The following is a 15903-nucleotide window of genomic DNA, read 5'->3' as shown; positions in this document are numbered from 1 at the left end:
TTCCGGACCCGGGGGTGATCGCCTCGTACTCTCCAGTATGTTGTACGCGTGCCAGAGCCGTCCCCCACCCGCCCCACGCGTCGCCGCCGTGCCCTGCGTTTCGTGTCGGGTTTGTTCATTCTGTGCGCCGTCGCCGCCTATCTGGTCGTCCAGTACGTCACCGGCGGCGGTGGCGCCGAGGGCTGCAAGGTCGTCTCGGGCCGCAGCGACAGCGAGTCGTACGAGTTCACGCCCGAGCAGGCGGTGAACGCGGCGACGATCGCCGCCGTCGGCACCGGGCGCGGTATGCCCGAGCGGGCGGTGGCCATCGCCCTGGCGACCGCGCTCCAGGAGTCGGGGCTGCTCAACATCGAGCACGGCGACCGGGATTCACTGGGCCTGTTCCAGCAACGGCCCTCGCAGGGCTGGGGCACCGAGAAGCAGATCCTGGACCCGGCGTACGCGGCGGGCATGTTCTACGCCCACCTGGCCAAGGTGCGCGACTACGAGACCCTGCCGCTGACGGTGGCCGCGCAGCGCGTGCAGCGCAGCGGCTACCCGGAGGCGTACGCCAAGCACGAGACGGACGCCACGCTGCTCGCGGCGGCCCTGACCGGGCAGGCGGCGGCCACGCTGACCTGCGACGGGCGCCCGGCGGCCACGACCGAGGCGGCCACGGCGACGGCGACGGGTCCGGACGCGGTACGGACCGCGCTGGTACGGGACTTCGGGCGGGACGCGGTCGAGGAGGCCGGCGCGGAGGTGAACGGCTCGTCCGCGGGTTCGCCGACACCGACGCCGAGCGTGACCGCCACGGCGCACGGGCGGACCGTGACCGTGCCGGTGCCGGAGGGCGGGAAGACCGACAAGTCCGGGCGCACCGAGCGCGAGCGCGGCTGGCAGCTGGCGCACTGGGCGGTCGCCAACTCCTCGGCGCTGCACATCCAGCGCGTGTCGTACGCCGGCCGGGAGTGGTCCGCCGGGAGCACGGACAGCCAGTGGCAGGCGACGGCCGGTGCGCAGGGCACGGGCGGGGCCGAGAAGTCCGCGGGGTCGGTGCGGATCGTGACCGGGCAGTAGTTCGGCCTTTCACTCCTGCGGGTCGGGCCGGGCGGATCGCGCGCATGATGCGCGCAGGTTTTCGCACGGCCACTCACACATGGGCGAAATCCCTTGGGAACACGAGGCCGTAAGGATTCTGCAGGTCTCGGCGAGGTCTCGACCCAGGCACTCTTTGCCCATTTTTATCCACACCCGATAATGCGATGCGTTATCAATTCTTTACCTTGGGCCTCCGCAACCTTCGCGGGCTTCGAGCGGTAGTCACGGCGATCACGTTCCCTCCCGTCGAATGGAGCATCATGTCCCTCCCTCTGACCCGCCGGATCGCCCGTGCCGCGCTGCTCGTCGCAGCGGGAGCGGCTGCCGGGGTCGGTGCGGCCGGCTCCGCCAGCGCGGCCCCGAGTCTGCCGGCCACCCCGAACCTGGGTGGTATGACCGCCCTGGACGGCGCGAGCGTCGGCAACACCGCCGACGCCGCGGCGCAGAACGTCGCCGGGGCCGTCGGCCACACCGGTGGCAAGGCGGTCGAGTCGGCACTGCCGGCCGCGGGCAAGACCGGTGGCAAGGCCGTCAAGGTGGCGGCGCCGGTGGTGCAGCACGCCGCGGGCGACGCGGCCGGCTCCGCCGGTGGGCTGCTGGGTGAGACGGCGGCCACGGCAACGAAGGGTGGGCTGCCGACGGACGGGCTCGCCAAGGGGGGGCTGCCGGTGAAGGGGCTCCCCATCGGGGGCTGACGCCGTTACGCCGGTCGTCTCAGGCCGGTGATCGCAGAAGGGACCCGGGGTTTTCCCTGGGTCCCTTTCCGTTGCGTCGGCTGCGAGCCGTGGGGGGTGTTCGCGCCCGCGCGGCGGAGCCGCACGTGGGCACCGCCCGCGCCCCCGAAGGGGCGCTCCGGCCGGGGCACGTTCTAGGAAAGCCGCTCCACGGCCGCCCGTACGCGCTCGTCCGTCGCCGTCAGGGCCACGCGGACGAAGTTTTCGCCCGCCTCGCCGTAGAAGTCGCCCGGTGCCACCAGGATGCCGAGTTCGGCCAGGTGGGACACCGTCTGCCAGCAGGACTCGTCCCGCGTCGCCCACAGGTAGAGGCTCGCCTCGCTGTGTTCGATGCGGAAGCCGTGGGCCACCAGCGCCTCGCGGAGGAGGCCGCGGCGGGACGCGTAGCGCTCGCGCTGTTCCTGGACGTGGGTGTCGTCGGAGAGGGCCGCCACGACCGCCGCCTGCGTCGGTGCCGAGGTCATCATGCCGCCGTGCTTGCGGATCTCCAGGAGGGGGCCGAGCACCGCCGGGTCGCCGGCCAGGAAGGCCGCGCGGTAGCCCGCCAGGTTGGACCGCTTGGAGAGGGAGTGCACGGCCACGACACCGTCGTACGAGCCGCCGTTCACGTCCGGATGCAGGACCGAGACCGGGTCGGCCTCCCAGCCCAGTTCGAGGTAGCACTCGTCGGAGAAGACCAGGACGCCGTGGGCACGGGCCCAGGCGAGGATCTCCGTCAGCTCCCGCCGGGAGAGGACCTTGCCGGTCGGGTTGGACGGGGAGTTCAGCCAGAGGAGCTTCAGGTTCGCCGGATCCAGGTCGCGCGGGTCGTCGTACACCTCGTACTCCGCGCGGGCCAGCCGGGCGCCGACCTCGTAGGTCGGGTAGGCGAGGCGCGGGTAGGCGACCTTGTCCCCGGGGCCGAGGCCCAGCTGGGTGGGGAGCCAGGCGACGAGCTCCTTGGAGCCGACGATCGGCAGGACGTGGCGGTGGGTGACGTCACGGGCGCCCAGGCGGCGCTCGACCCAGCCGGTGATCGCGTCGCGCAGCGCCGGGGTGCCCCAGACCGTGGGGTAGCCGGGCGAGTCCGCCGCGTCGATCAGGGCCTTCTGGATCAGGTCGGGGACCGGGTCCACCGGGGTGCCGACCGAGAGGTCGACGATGCCGTCCGGGTGCGCCGCTGCCGTCTTCTTGTACGGCTCCAGCTTGTCCCAGGGGAAGGTGGGCAGACGGTCGGAGACTGCGGACACGGTCACTGGCTCACTTTCTTCGGTACGACCGGTACGGCAAACGCCTCGGTCCCGCAGGCGCCGATCGGGTGCGATCAGGCCGTACGGGACCGAGGCGGCACGGTGGTGCGGCGGGCCGCCGTCACGGCTTGCTCGGCCTGGCCGCCGGTACGGGTTTACTCGGCCTGCGGGGGCAGCGCGGCGACGAAGGGGTGGTCGCGCTCGATCAGGCCCAGCTTGCTGGCGCCCCCGGGAGAGCCGAGCTCATCGAAGAACTCGACGTTGGCCTTGTAGTAGTCCTTCCACTCCTCCGGAGTGTCGTCCTCGTAGAAGATCGCCTCGACCGGGCAGACCGGCTCACAGGCACCACAGTCAACGCATTCGTCCGGGTGGATGTACAAGGACCGCTGGCCCTCGTAGATGCAGTCGACCGGGCACTCCTCGATGCACGCCTTGTCCTTCACGTCGACACAAGGCTGCGCGATGACGTAGGTCACGCTGTCGTTCCTCCTCGATTGGGCGCTGGCGGGCCTCCGTAGGCTCCGCCGCCTGGCGCGCGGGAGCGCGGCGTCGTCGATGCCCGCACCTAGTATCTCCGTTCTGGGGCATGATCCGAACAGGAGGGGTGAACTGACCAGTGGAAATCTCGGCCGCAGGACGCTTCGAGGTCCGTATCACCGCCGCTGACGTGGGCAAACGGGTCTCCGTGCGCCGTTTGGCCGGAAATGGCGTCGCCGAGGAGAAGTTCACCGACACGGTGGGTGTTCTCACATCATGGGACGACGCCGGCGTGTTGACGATCACCAGGCGGGACGGGCAGATCGTCCGGATACCGGAGTCCGCGCTGGTGGCCGCCAAGACCGTGCCGGCCGCTCCGGCGCGTCGCCGGGGACCGGCGGCGACCTACCGGGAGCTCGCGCGTGTCGCCTCGCGCGGCTGGCGGCCGGTGGAGAGCGAGCGGCTGGGCGAGTGGGAGCTGCGGGCCGCAGGGGGGTTCACCCGGCGGGCCAACAGCGTCCTGCCGCTCGGCGACCCGGGGCTGCCGCTCGACGCGGCCCTGGATGCCGTGGGGCGCTGGTACGGCGAGCGCGGGCTGCCCGCCTACGTGCAGACCGCGACCGGCGCGGAGGGCACGCAGGAGCTGCTCTGCGCGGAGCTGGAGCGGCGGGGCTGGGTGCGTGAGGTGAGCGCCGAGCTGTGGACCGGCGCGCTGGCGCCGGTGGCGGACCGGGCGGAGGGGGCCGGTGTGGTGCTCTCCCGGTCGGCCGACGAGGCCTGGCTGGCGCGCTACCAGCGCAAGGGGGTCGGCGAGGTCGCCCTGCGGGTGTTGGGCGGAGGGCCGTCCGTGTGGTTCGCGACCGTGCCCGGCGAGGGGGCCCCGGCGGCGATCGGGCGGTTGGTGGTGGACGGCCGGTGGGCCGGGTTCGCCGCCGTCGAGGTAGATCCGGCGTTCCGGCGCCGGGGGCTGGCCACCGAGGTCATGGCCGCGCTCGCCCGGCGGGCGCTGGAGGAGGGCGCGTCCGCGGCCTGGCTCCAGGTGGAGGCGGAGAACACGGGGGCGCGGGCGATGTACACCGGGCTGGGGTTCGGGGCGCACCACGCGTACCACCACTACAGGGCGCCGGAGGCGGACGGCCGCTGAGGCCGCCGCCGCGGTACGGATCGTTCCGGAAGGGCACCGAACAGCTATGCATCCCCCGTATCCAGATCCCGATCCCGATCCACGTCCGCAGCTGCGTCCGCCGTCGCCGGAGCGGGCCGCCGAGGTGAGGGAGCGGTTCGCCGAGGAGGCGCGGTCCGAGCGGCCCGATCTGGCGACGCTGTGTCTGCTGCTGGGCGCGGCGGCCGACGGCTCGCTGGACGAGGCCGGGATCGACGCGGCGCAGATGGAGCTGGACCGGCTGGCCGGACAGCTGCCGTACCGGCCGGACGGGCCGCTCGCCTGGGCCACGGCGGCGCACCGGGTGCTGGGCGAACGCTTCGGCTTCCACGGCACCCCCGCGGACTACCGCCGGCTGGGGTCCTCTCTGCTGCACGAGGTGCTGCGCCGGCGGCGCGGGCTGCCGATCCTGCTGTCCGTGGTGTGGCTGGAGGTGACACGGCGGGCGGGGGCGCCGGTGTACGGGGTCGCGCTGCCGGGGCACTTCGTGGTGGGGTTCGGGCCGGCGGAGGAGCAGGTGCTGGCCGATCCCTTCGACGGGGGGCGGGTGCTGAGCGGGGCGGACGCGCAGACGCTGGTGGTGGGGGCGGCGGGGGTGCCGCTGGAACCGTCGATGCTGGAGCCGGCGGAGCCTCTGGACGTCGTACGGCGGATCCTCAACAACGTACGGGCATGGGCGGCGGCCCGGCCGGAGCGGTCGGACGTGGGCCTGTGGGCCGTGGACCTGTCGCTGCGGATGCCCGCGCACCCGGCCCGGCTGCGGTACGACCGGGCGCGGCTGCTGGTGGAGCGGGGTGACTTCGTCGACGGCGCCGAGGAGTTGGAGGAGTACGCGGAGTTGATCGACGTGGTCGACGAGGGGGCGGCGGAGAAGGTGCGGGGCGAGGCCCGGGCGGCCCGGGCCCGGCTGAACTGAGAAGGGCACCTGCCGCGGGTCGGGCGCTATAGGGCCTGTCTGACAATTCCCGTCGTCGCCCGGAGGGCGGCCTCGCGGCGTCAGGTGCGTGCTCTCGGCGCGCCGGGCGTAGGCCCTCGTACTGGACGTACTTGGGTCTGCGCCCGGTGCGGCGAGAGTGCGTGCATGGCGTCGTGAGGCAGACGGGAATTGTCAGACAGGCCCTAGAGCCAGCCCTTCTCCCTCGCGATGCGGACCGCTTCCGCCCGGTTGCGTACCGCCAGCTTCTGGATGGCCGTCGAGAGGTAGTTGCGTACCGTCCCCTGCGAAAGGTGCAGCGCCGCCGCCAGCTCCGCGTTCGTGGAACCGTCGGCCGCCGCGCGCAGGACCTCCCGCTCGCGGTCGGTCAGGGGGTTGGCGCCCTCCGCCAGGGCCGCGGCGGCCAGGGTGGGGTCGATGACGCGCTCGCCGGCCAGGACCTTGCGGACGGCCTCGGCGAGTTGGGCGGCGGGGGCGTCCTTGACCAGGAACGCGTCGGCGCCCGCCTCCATCGCGCTGCGCAGATAGCCGGGCCGCCCGAAGGTGGTGAGGACGACCAGCTTCACGGCGGGCAGCGCCTGGTGCAGCTGGGCCGCCGCCTCGATGCCGGTGCAGCCCGGCATCTCGATGTCGAGCAGGGCCACGTCGATGCCGTGCGCCCGCGCCGCCGCCAGCACCTCGTCACCGCGCGCTACCTGGGCCACGACCTCGATGTCGTCCTCCAGCCCCAGCAGGGCGGCCAGCGCCTCCCGGACCATCGACTGGTCCTCGGCGAGGAGGACCTTGATCGTGCTGCTCATGCCCGGGATCCTACGGCCCCGCCGACGCCGAGCGGGACCCGGGCGACCAGCCGGAAACCGCGCTTCAGGCGCCCCGCCTCCAGCGTGCCGCCGGCCTTCTCCAGCCGCTCGGTGAGCCCGGTGAGCCCGTTGCCGGGGCCCTTGCCGGAGCCGCCCGAGCCGTTGTCCTCGACGGCGAGTTCGAGGACCGGTCCGTCGAGGGTCTGGCGGCGCAGCAGTTCGACCGTGCAGGCGCTCGCGCCGCTGTGCCGGACGACGTTGGTGATCGCCTCCCGGAGCGCCCACGCGAGCGCCGCCTCGCCGTCCTCGGGCACTCCGGCGAGGTCGGGGTCGGCCGGGACCTCGGCGGTGACCGCGGCGGCGGTCAGGGCGACCTGGGCGCCGGCCAGTTCGTCGGCGAGCCGGGGCCGCCGATAGCCGGTGACCGCCTCGCGGACGTCCACCAGGGCCTGCCGGCTGACCTGCTCGATGTCGGAGACCTGCTGGGCCGCCTTGTCGGGGTGGTCGGGGAGCATCCGGCCGGCCAGCTCGCTCTTCAGCGTGATGAGGGAGAGCGAGTGGCCGAGCAGGTCGTGCAGGTCCCGGGCGAGGCGCAACCGCTCCTCGTTGGCGGCGAGTTGGGCGACGGTGGCGCGGGCCTTGCGCAACTCGATGGTGGTGGCGACGAGTTGCCGTACGCCGGTCATGGAGAAGCCGACCAGCAGCACCACCAGGAACAGGCCCCAGGCCTCGTCCATGTCGTGGACGTACCAGCCCGCCAGCATCATGGCGGCGGTGGTCAGCGGGATCGTCCAGTAGGCGACCCGCAGCGGGAAGGTCACTCCGCACATCACGGAGACGTACACGAACAGGCCGAACCAGGAGCCGCCGAGGCTGAAGGCCAGGGTGACCGCGAGCGTCCACTCCACGGCGATGGCGGCGGTGACGATCCAGCCCCGGAAGGGCCTGCCCATGGAGCGGAAGACGATGGTCAGGTAGATCCCGACGAAGGCCGTCAGGCCCGCCCAGCCGGCCGCCGTGGCCCCCGTGGAGTGGTGGCCGGAGGCCAGGTCCTGCGCCGGGGAGGCCAGGAAGAACAGCCACGGCAGGACCCACACCATCTTGCGCATCGCCTCGCCCCGGCTCCGGGGCGGCTGGCCGATCCGTACCAGCCGGTTCGCCCGGGCTTCCTCCTCGGGCCGCAGGTCTTCCGTCATCATGCTCACGCTTTCAGCGTGTCCTTCCGGTACAGCCAGGCCGCGCCGCCCGCGAACAGGGCGAAGTAGACGACGAGGATGGCGATGTCCTTGGCCTGCGGGGCCTGGCTCTGTTCGATGGCCCGTCCCAGGGCAGCGTACGCGTGCGTGGGCAGCCACTTCGCGATGTCCTGGAGCCAGGTCGGGAAGGAGGAGGACGGCCACCACAGGCCGCCGAGGATCGACAGGCCGAAGTAGGTGATCATCGTGATCGGGCGGACCGCGTCGCCACTCGCCAGATACCCGATGGCGACGCCGAGTGCGGCGAAGACCAGGCTGCCGGCCCAGATCGCGCCGGTGAGGGCGAACCACTGCCAGGCGTCGAGGCGTACGTGCTTCACAGCCGCGGCGATCAGGAAGACGACCACGATGGACGGCAGGCTCACCACGGCGGCGCTGGCGGTCTTGGCGAGGACGTAACCGCGCCCGGGCAGGGTGGTCAGCCGCAGCTGCCGTACCCAGCCGCTCTCGCGCTCCCTGGCGATGCGCTCACTGTTGCCCATCAGGACGGCGGTGAGGGCGCCGAAGGAGGCCATGGAGACCATGACGTAGGCCGCGAGGGAGAGCCCCGAGTCGTCGACGGTCTGGGTGGTGTCACCCTGGCCGGCGACCAGCAGGAAGATGATCGACGGGTAGATCACCGAGAAGAACAGGAACTTGCGGTTGCGCAGGGCCCGGGCGAGCTCCAGCTTGATCAGGGCGTTCACGACTGCGTGGCCTCCTTGGCCTCTTCGGCCTCCGTGATGGCGACGAACGCCTGCTCCAGGCCGAGCCCGGCGACTTCGAGGTTGCGGGGGTAGACGCCCAGGCCGTAGAGGGCGTGGACGGTGGCGTCGGCGTCGGACGACTGCATGCGGATCGTCTGGCCGCTGCCCGCAGCGGAGCCGCTTTTTGACACAGTGACGGCCGTGAGGAACGGCAGCGCCCGCAGCGCCTCCTCGTCGATCTCGCCCTCCAGGTCGAAGGAGATCCGCCGGGCGCCCGCCTTGGCCTTGATCTCAGCTGCCGTTCCGTCGGCGAGCAGCCGCCCGCGGTGCAGCACCAGCACCCGGTCGGCGATGGCGTCGGCCTCTTCGAGGTAGTGCGTGGCGAACAGGACCGTCCGCCCCTGGTCGGCCTGTTCCCGCATGGTGGCCCAGAACGCCTGGCGGGCGGAGACGTCCATGCCGGTGGTGGGCTCGTCCAGGACGATCAGGTCGCTGTCGCCGGCGGTGGCGAGGGCGAAGCGGACGCGCTGGGACTGGCCGCCGGAGAGCTTGTTGACCTTGCGGTCGGCGATCCCCGAGATGCCCGCGCGGGCGAGGACGTCGCTGACCTTGTAGGGCTTGGGGTGCAGCTGGCAGGCGAGCTTGACGAGTTCGGCGACCGTGACCTCGTCCATCAGGCCGCCGCTCTGCAGCATCGCGCCCACCCGGCCGGCGACGATGGCCTCGCGCGGGGTCATGCCGAAGACGCTCACCGTGCCGGTGTCGGCCTGCTTGAGGCCGAGCAGCAGGTCGAGCGTGGTCGACTTGCCCGCGCCGTTGGGCCCGAGCAGGGCCACGGTCTCCCCCGGGTGCAGCCGCAGCGAGAGCCCGTCGACGGCCCGCACACTCCCGTAGGTCTTGCTCACTTGGTCGAACCCGACGACCGGGGTGCCGGTGGCCGTCGTCGCCGCTGTCGTTGTCATGCCGTCCATGCTGGCCGCGGGGGCAGGGTCGGGGGCAGTGTCGGGCGTCCGGAGAGCCGCATGACAGATGTCATGAGCAGCACGTGACACGACGAGAGGGGGCGCCCGGTGAGTACCGGGCGCCCCCTCATCGTTGTTGTTCGACTAGCTCGGGTTCGTCTTGATGACACCCACCCGGTTCGTCTTGCTCAGCAACGCCTGGCGCAGGGCGACGTAGACGTCCTGCGGGGTGACGGCCGTCTTCTCGCCGCTGGCGCGGGTGATCTTGACGCCGTCGAAGGTGCTGCCGTAGAGCTCCTTGAGCGCGTTCAGGTCGGGGCTGTCGACGAGCTTGCCGTTGACGGCCTTGACCCGGAGGAACTTCCACAGGGAGTTCTGCGGGCTCATCGGCAGCGGGACGCCGGTGTCCGTCTTGACCGTGACCAGGCCCGACATCGCCGGCTCCGCGAACGCCTTCATCTCGCGGTCGACCTCCGCGTTGGAGACCGTCGGCTGCACGGTGGTCGTCGGTACGGCGACCGCGGAAGCCGCGCCCGTCTCCACCATCGACTCGTACGCCTGCTTGACCGCGTTCGTGGAGGCGGCCGCGTCGATGCCCTTGCCCGCCTTGCCGTAGACCGCGACGGCCTTGCCGGAGGTGAACTTGATGGTGCCCTCGTTGGCCGAGCCGGAGCCGCTGCCGAGGCCCTTGAGGGCGGCCTGGAGCTTCTCCTCGTCGACCGGCATGGCGGGCTCGACGACCCGCTGCTGGCCGAACAGGGCCCCGATCACGGAGACCGGGTTGTAGTCGCTCTTGGCGGCCTCCTCGACCGTGGACTGCATGTCGAACTGCAGGCCCGCCTGGTCCGGCGGCAGCGAGACGGCCTTGCCGTCGACCGACAGCTTCAGCGGCTTGTTCACCCGCGAGCCGAAGGCGTCGTCGAGCTTCTTGACGGCGTCGTCGCGGGTGCCGCCGCCGATGTCGACGCCGAGCACCGTGGTGCCCTTCGGCACGTCGGAGTGGTTCATCAGGAGCCCGGCGCCGTAGACACCGAGACCGGCGACCACCACGACACCGACGAGCAGCGGCAGCTTGCCGCGCTTCTTCTTCGCCTTGGCCTTGCTCTTGGACTCGGCCGGGGGCGGCGAGACCGGTTCGGGCAGCTTGGGGGGCGTGTGCGGCAGCGGGCCTTCGCCGGGCGCGCCCGACGCGAACGGGGAGTTCGCGCCCGGCGGTACGACCGGGATGCCGCTGGTGACGGTGTGTCCGGAGACGTTGTCCGCCGGGGAGCCGTAGCCGGGCGTGCCCGGTTCGGGGGCGGGCTTCTGCGGGGTGAGGATCGCGGTGTCGTCGCTCAGGCCACCGCCGGGGCCGAGGCCGGGACCGGCGGGGGCGGTGCGCGCGCCGGGTCCGGCCTGGGCGTGACGGCCGGCGGGGCCGCCTGGACCGCCACCACGGCCGGCGCCGGGACCGCCCGGACCGGCAACGCGGCCGGCGGGGCCGCCCGGCGCGCCGAAGGACTCACCGCCGTTGACCGGTGGGATGAACGGGCCGTTGCCGGTGACCGGGCCGCCGGTGGGGCCCGCCGGGCCCTGCGGGCCGCCGGGGCCGCCGGGCAGGCCGGGGCCGTTGAAGCCGCTGGGGCCGCCGGGACCGGCCGGGCCGCCGCCGGGCGCGCCGGGGCCGGGCTGGGCGCCGTTCTGGCCGCCGTTCTCGGTGAAGTACGGCAGTTCGTCGCGGCGGGGCTCGCCGGGACCCCTGGCGCCGCCCCGGGGGCCGCCGAGCGGGCCCGCGGCGAGCGCCTCGGTCACGTCGAAGGAGCCGGTGCCGCCGCCGTGCCCGGGAGCGACCGGGCCGCCGGTCGCGCCCGTGGGCAGCCCCGCGCCGTTGGTCGCGCCGGGCCGGGACGTGCCGGGCACGCTCATGGAGCCGACGACACCGCCGGGGCGGCCGCCGTTCGGACGCGGGGCACCGGGGGTGCCCTGTGCGGCCGGGCCGTTCGGCGCTGCGGCGGGCGAACCGCCGGGCGTCCCGGCGCCATTGGTGGCGCCGCCGCGCTGACCGCCCTTGGCGGGGCCGGACTTGCGCGGCGCGAACCAGTCGCTGGACTTCTCACCGGTGGCGGGCGCGGTCTCGGCGGGCGGCTCGACGGTGCCGGTGGACATGGTGGCGGCCGTCGGCTGCGCGTGCGTGCCCGTCTCCTCGCCGGTGCCGCCCTCGGCGTCCGGGACAGGGGTACGGACGACCACCGGCGGAATCGGCCGGGATCCGGGGATGTTGATCCGGATCCGGGTCGTCAGCGTGGTCTCGGTCTTGCGTTCCTCAGGCTGCGCGGCCGAACGGCCCGCGCCCTTTCCGTCGTCGGAAGCCATGGGGGTCCCGTACGGCGGTGTGCCCGAGGGGTATGCGGCTCCCCCGTGCCCGTCGGGCCCGGAGGAAGGAGTGTCAGTTTCACGACTCAAGGCAGGTTCTCCCGGTTGGCTCCGCCGCCCGTTCGACCTTGCTCGGGCGGCTCGGCGGCGCGCACCACCATACTGGCCACTTCTGGCGCTTATCCCATGACCGCTGGGGAAACCCACACCGGACTCGCACGCGCGCCCCACGGCGAAGTGGTACGTCACTTGCCAAGTCGGGCGCCGTCCGTGTCAGGTTGCCGCCCGAAACCTATAGTGGCGCAGATCACAGCCAGCGCCATGCCGCCGAGCAGGAAGAGATAGGAACCGCCTCCCGCGCCGAACAGGAAGTCGCCCTCGGGTCTGCTGGCGGTGAGCAGGATGACGGCGACGACCCAGCCGAACGCGGGCGCCGCGGCCCCGGACCGACTGCCCAGTGCCCGCGCCCCGCCGAGGAAGAGCCCGGCGGCGCCGGCCAGGGCGAGCAGCAGCCCACCGGGGAACCAGGCGGCCTGGACGAGGGCCCCGGCGAGGCCGACCAGGGCGCCGAGCACGACCAGCCCGAACAGGGCGGCGATCCGCCCGGCGGGGGGCCGTTGCAACGGTTGCGCGAGCATCGAGCCACGTCCTGCGGAGCTCATGACGCCTCCCTGATACCGGCGAAGAGATCGGTCTCGCGCGCCGCGCCCGGCTCGCCGACCGCCAACTCGTAGTACTCGGTGATGAATACGGGCTGCGCCAGCTCATTGCTCAGGGCGAAGCAGGGGGCGCCGTGCGGCGCCACCTCGACCTGGGTGGCATGGGCGGCCATCGCGGCGGTCTTCGCGGTGGCGTAGGCGGTGCCGTCGATCTCGGTGGTGATCCGGCGGTCGTCGACCACGCCCGGTACGTCGTCGACGGCGGCGGCCTTGGCGAACGGCAGCCCCGGCAGATCGTCCCGGAGGCGGGCGAAGGCGGCCTCGGCGACCGTGCGCGGGACGCGGTTCCAGTAGACCTTGGCGACGCGGTGGCCGGCCTCGGCGGCCAGCTCCACGGCCCGCACGGCGACTCGGTGGGCCTGGATGTGGTCCGGGTGGCCGTACCCGCCGTTGTCGTCGTAGGTGACCAGGACCTGGGGGCGGATCTCCAGGATCACCTCGACCAGGTGCCCGGCGGCCTCGTCGACGTCGGCCTGCCAGAAGCAGTGCGGGTCGTCGTTGTCGGCGGTGCCCATCATGCCGGAGTCCTGGTAGCGGCCGGGGCCGCCGAGCAGCCGGAAGTCGCCGACGCCCAGCTCGCGCATGGCGGCGGCCAACTCGCCCCGCCGGTACTCGCCCAGCGCGGGACCGGTCAGATGCCGCAGCCCGGGCGGGATGACCTCGCCGCCCTCACCGAGGGTGCAGGTGACCAGCGTCACGTGGGCGCCCTGGTCCGCGTAGCGGGCCATGGTGGCGCCGTTGTTGATCGACTCGTCGTCCGGGTGCGCGTGCACGAGCAGCAGACGCCGGGCGGGCAGCGGTCGGGCGGGCGGTTCCGTCATGTGCCCACCCTACGAAACGCCACCGACAGCGCCGCGCAGACCCGGTCGACGAGGTCGACCGGGTCGGAAGGTGGTCCGGGTCAGAACTTGATGCTGCCGATCATGCTGGCGACGTTGGTCGTCAGATCGCTGATCGTCGGCGCGATGGTCGAGGATGCCAGATAGAAACCGAGCAGCATGCAGACGACCGCATGCCCGCCCTTCAGACCCGACTTCTTGATCAGCAAGAAGACGATGATCGCCAGCAGCACCACCGCCGAAATCGAGAGTGCCACGGCGGCTCACCTCCAAAGATCCCAGGGACGCGGGGGGTTCGGGTATGGGGGTTGTAGATCGGTACAGCAAATCCATGCGCAAGCCAGCAGGTTCATACCCACTCAGCGGTAGTGATCATAACTATGCGTGCTCGCGCATCGCTCGGCGCACGGCCGCACAAGGGGGCGCATGGCCAATATGGTCGGGGCATGAAGACCGAGGCTGTCTCATTCCCCCGCCGGCACGCCCGCACCCAGCGTTTCACGCTCGGCGCGCCGCGCGCGTTCACCGTGGCCCCCGACGGCTCCCGCGTGGCGTTCCTGCGCTCCGGTTCCGGTACGGACCGGGCCAATTCCCTGTGGATTCTCGATGTGCCGAGCGGTGAGGAGCGCCTCGCGGCCGATCCGCGCACCCTGCTCGGCGGCGCCGACGAACACCTCTCGGCACAGGAGCGGGCCCGTCGCGAACGCAGCCGTGAGGGCGGTGCCGGCATCGTCGGCTACGCCACCGACGCGACCCTGGAGCTGGCCTCTTTCGCCTTGTCAGGGCGGCTTTTCACGGCGGAGCTCAGGGCCGGCACGGCACGCGAACTCACGGTCCCCGGGCCGGTGATCGACCCGCGCCCGTCCCCTGACGGCCGCCAGGTCGCGTACGTCGCGGAGGGCGCCCTGCGGGTCGTGGGCGCCGACGGAGCGGGCGACCGGGCGCTGGCGGAGCCCGAGTCGGAACAGGTCACCTATGGACTGGCCGAGTTCATCGCGGCCGAGGAGATGGGGCGTTCGCGCGGCTTCTGGTGGTCGCCGGGGTCCGACCGGCTGCTCGTGGCCAGGGTGGACGACACGCCGGTACAGCGGTGGTGGATCGCCGACCCCGCCCACCCCGAGCGTGAGCCACATCATGTCGCCTACCCGGCGGCGGGCACCGAGAACGCGGACGTACGGCTGTTCGCCTACGACCTCGAAGGGGGGCGCGCGGAGGTCTCCTGGGACCGGGCGCGCTACCCCTACTTGGCGCGTGTGCACTGGTCAGAGGCGGGTGCGCCGCTACTGCTCGTACAGGCGCGCGACCAGCGCAGCCAGCTGTTCCTCGCCGTGGACCCGGGGTCGGGGGCGACCCGGATGGTGCACGCCGACGAAGATCCAACATGGCTTGAACTTTTCGGTGGAGTGCCCTGCTGGAGCCCCTCCGGACAGCTGGTCCGGATCGCCGACGAGGGCGGCGCCCGGGTGCTCGCGGTGGGTGAACGACCCCTCACAGGCGCCCAGTTGCACATCCGTGCGGTTCTCGACGTGACCGCCGATGACGTGCTGGTTTCCGCGTCCGCCGGCGAGGAGGCCGAGTCCCCCGAAATCGGCGAGGTACACGTCTACCGCGTCAACGAACTCGGCGTGGAGCGCGTGTCGCAGGAGCCCGGCGTGCACACGGCCGCGCGCGCCGGGGGCGTGACCGTATTGGTGTCCGCCGCACTGGACCGGCCGGGCGCCCACGTCCAGGTGCTGCGTGACGGAAAACATCTGGCAACTGTCACGTCATACGCCGAAGATCCCGGTTTGTCCCCGCGCGTGACACTCACCGAGGGGGGCGCACGCCGAATTCCGTGCGCCGTGCTTATGCCACGGGACTACCACGGGGACACTCCCCTTCCGGTTCTGCTCGACCCCTACGGGGGTCCGCACGGCCAGCGCGTGGTCGCCGCGCACAACGCCCACCTCACCTCACAGTGGTTCGCCGACCAGGGGTTCGCGGTGGTCGTCGCGGACGGGCGGGGCACCCCCGGCCGCTCCCCGGCCTGGGAGAAGTCCGTCAAGGACGACATCGCGGCGATCGCCCTGCAGGACCAGGTCGACGCGCTCCAGGCGCTCGCCGCGGACTTCCCGCTCGACCTGACCAAGGTGGCCGTCCGCGGCTGGTCCTTCGGCGGCTACCTCGCCGCCCTCGCCGCGCTGCGCCGTCCGGACGTCTTCCACGCGGCGGTGGTGGGCGCCCCAGTGACCGACCTGCGCCTGTACGACACCCACTACCAGGAGCGCTACATCGGTCACCCGGGCGAGCAGCCGGAGGTGTACCGCCGCAACTCGGTGATCGACGACGCGGGCCTGGTCGACGCGGCCGAACCGCACCGCCCGATGATGATCATCCATGGCCTGGCGGACGACAACGTGGTGGTGGCCCACTCACTGCGCCTGTCCAGCGCCCTGCTGGCCGCGGGCCGCCCGCACGAGGTCCTGCCCCTGTCGGGCGTGACCCACATGACCCCGCAGGAACAGGTGGCGGAGAACCTCTTGCTGCTCCAGCTGGACTTCCTCCGGCGCACTCTCGGACTGGGCTGAGCGCCAGCGCTCCACAGAGCACCGCAATCCATAAGTGAGGAACCACGACGAAGGACCAGCCAGGTCCGCGAGAGCGGCGCCGGTTTAGGCGCAGAAAGGGGCAACG

15 protein-coding genes are annotated in these 15903 nt (G+C 72.5%); 5 read left to right on the top strand and 10 right to left on the bottom strand.

The genetic code is table 11. The features are described 5' to 3' along the window. Positions 1-48: 48 nt before the first annotated feature. A complete protein-coding gene (locus tag ACZ5K7_RS15905; RefSeq protein ID WP_351704680.1) occupies positions 49-1059 on the top strand; it encodes a VldE C-terminal domain-containing protein in 1011 nt (336 codons plus the stop codon). Positions 1060-1340: 281 nt separating this feature from the next. Beyond that, positions 1341-1775 carry an ATP-binding protein gene (locus ACZ5K7_RS15900; protein ID WP_351704677.1) on the top strand — a complete coding sequence of 145 codons (435 nt, stop codon included), beginning with the start codon at positions 1341-1343 and terminating at the stop codon, positions 1773-1775. A 173-nt stretch (positions 1776-1948) separates the two neighbouring features. On the opposite strand, the gene ACZ5K7_RS15895 is transcribed toward ACZ5K7_RS15900, so the two are convergent. Together ACZ5K7_RS15895 and fdxA are read right to left on the bottom strand one after the other, a co-directional pair. Further along, on the bottom strand, positions 1949-3043 hold the full coding sequence (locus ACZ5K7_RS15895; RefSeq protein WP_468913928.1) for a bifunctional succinyldiaminopimelate transaminase/glutamate-prephenate aminotransferase: 1095 nt from the start codon (positions 3041-3043) through the stop codon (positions 1949-1951). Positions 3044-3198: 155 nt separating this feature from the next. Further along, positions 3199-3519, bottom strand: coding sequence for a ferredoxin (fdxA, locus tag ACZ5K7_RS15890; RefSeq protein WP_007495984.1), 321 nt, complete (start codon positions 3517-3519; stop codon positions 3199-3201). 140 nt (positions 3520-3659) lie between these two features. Here fdxA and ACZ5K7_RS15885 point away from each other — a divergent pair, with 140 nt between their 5' ends. After that, positions 3660-4664, top strand: coding sequence for a GNAT family N-acetyltransferase (locus ACZ5K7_RS15885; RefSeq protein WP_468913844.1), 1005 nt, complete (start codon positions 3660-3662; stop codon positions 4662-4664). Between the two features lie 46 nt (positions 4665-4710). Continuing rightward, positions 4711-5598 carry a transglutaminase-like and tetratricopeptide repeat-containing protein gene (locus ACZ5K7_RS15880; RefSeq protein WP_351704671.1) on the top strand — a complete coding sequence of 296 codons (888 nt, stop codon included), beginning with the start codon at positions 4711-4713 and terminating at the stop codon, positions 5596-5598. Positions 5599-5801: 203 nt separating this feature from the next. On the opposite strand, the gene ACZ5K7_RS15875 is transcribed toward ACZ5K7_RS15880, so the two are convergent. The 8 genes from ACZ5K7_RS15875 to ACZ5K7_RS15840 all read right to left on the bottom strand — a co-directional run bounded on the left by ACZ5K7_RS15875 (position 5802) and on the right by ACZ5K7_RS15840 (position 13487). Beyond that, positions 5802-6416 (bottom strand): response regulator transcription factor, encoded by a 615-nt coding sequence (locus ACZ5K7_RS15875; RefSeq protein WP_351704668.1) that lies wholly within the window; start codon positions 6414-6416, stop codon positions 5802-5804. After that, complete coding sequence (locus tag ACZ5K7_RS15870; RefSeq protein ID WP_468913925.1) at positions 6413-7612, bottom strand: sensor histidine kinase; 1200 nt, start codon at positions 7610-7612, stop codon at positions 6413-6415. The genes ACZ5K7_RS15875 and ACZ5K7_RS15870 overlap by 4 nt, the downstream gene beginning before the upstream one ends. Before the next feature lie 5 nt (positions 7613-7617). Beyond that, complete coding sequence (locus ACZ5K7_RS15865) at positions 7618-8358, bottom strand: ABC transporter permease (RefSeq protein ID WP_468913840.1); 741 nt, start codon at positions 8356-8358, stop codon at positions 7618-7620. Further along, the gene (locus tag ACZ5K7_RS15860) at positions 8355-9320 is read right to left on the bottom strand and encodes an ABC transporter ATP-binding protein (RefSeq protein ID WP_468913838.1); all 966 of its coding nucleotides are present in this window, start codon (positions 9318-9320) and stop codon (positions 8355-8357) included. The genes ACZ5K7_RS15865 and ACZ5K7_RS15860 overlap by 4 nt, the downstream gene beginning before the upstream one ends. Before the next feature lie 144 nt (positions 9321-9464). Beyond that, the gene (locus ACZ5K7_RS15855) at positions 9465-11762 is read right to left on the bottom strand and encodes a hypothetical protein (RefSeq protein WP_468913835.1); all 2298 of its coding nucleotides are present in this window, start codon (positions 11760-11762) and stop codon (positions 9465-9467) included. Positions 11763-11917: 155 nt separating this feature from the next. Then, on the bottom strand, positions 11918-12334 hold the full coding sequence (locus ACZ5K7_RS15850) for a DUF6113 family protein (protein WP_351704656.1): 417 nt from the start codon (positions 12332-12334) through the stop codon (positions 11918-11920). Beyond that, the gene (gene mshB, locus ACZ5K7_RS15845) at positions 12331-13212 is read right to left on the bottom strand and encodes an N-acetyl-1-D-myo-inositol-2-amino-2-deoxy-alpha-D-glucopyranoside deacetylase (RefSeq protein ID WP_468913832.1); all 882 of its coding nucleotides are present in this window, start codon (positions 13210-13212) and stop codon (positions 12331-12333) included. Before mshB ends, ACZ5K7_RS15850 begins: the two co-directional genes overlap by 4 nt. An 80-nt stretch (positions 13213-13292) precedes the next feature. Next, a complete protein-coding gene (locus ACZ5K7_RS15840; protein ID WP_089098958.1) occupies positions 13293-13487 on the bottom strand; it encodes a hypothetical protein in 195 nt (64 codons plus the stop codon). Between the two features lie 189 nt (positions 13488-13676). On the opposite strand from ACZ5K7_RS15840, the gene ACZ5K7_RS15835 reads away from it, so the two are divergent. Beyond that, the gene (locus ACZ5K7_RS15835; RefSeq protein WP_351704650.1) at positions 13677-15797 is read left to right on the top strand and encodes a prolyl oligopeptidase family serine peptidase; all 2121 of its coding nucleotides are present in this window, start codon (positions 13677-13679) and stop codon (positions 15795-15797) included. The last annotated feature ends 106 nt before the right edge of the window (positions 15798-15903 follow it).

It is taken from the genome of Streptomyces sp. NPDC031497, assembly GCF_055580905.1.
This window is presented reverse-complemented; position numbering and strand designations above follow the sequence as displayed.

Bases quoted from the DNA above. Each gene is read 5' to 3' on its own strand.
- ACZ5K7_RS15900 (WP_351704677.1), top strand. From the start codon at position 1,341: ATGTCCCTCCCTCTGACCCGCCGGATCGCCCGTGCCGCGCTGCTCGTC.
- ACZ5K7_RS15880 (WP_351704671.1), top strand. From the start codon at position 4,711: ATGCATCCCCCGTATCCAGATCCCGATCCCGATCCACGTCCGCAGCTG.
- ACZ5K7_RS15875 (WP_351704668.1), bottom strand. From the start codon at position 6,416: ATGAGCAGCACGATCAAGGTCCTCCTCGCCGAGGACCAGTCGATGGTC.
- ACZ5K7_RS15870 (WP_468913925.1), bottom strand. From the start codon at position 7,612: ATGACGGAAGACCTGCGGCCCGAGGAGGAAGCCCGGGCGAACCGGCTG.
- ACZ5K7_RS15860 (WP_468913838.1), bottom strand. From the start codon at position 9,320: ATGACAACGACAGCGGCGACGACGGCCACCGGCACCCCGGTCGTCGGG.
- ACZ5K7_RS15850 (WP_351704656.1), bottom strand. From the start codon at position 12,334: ATGAGCTCCGCAGGACGTGGCTCGATGCTCGCGCAACCGTTGCAACGG.
- mshB (WP_468913832.1), bottom strand. From the start codon at position 13,212: ATGACGGAACCGCCCGCCCGACCGCTGCCCGCCCGGCGTCTGCTGCTC.
- ACZ5K7_RS15835 (WP_351704650.1), top strand. From the start codon at position 13,677: ATGAAGACCGAGGCTGTCTCATTCCCCCGCCGGCACGCCCGCACCCAG.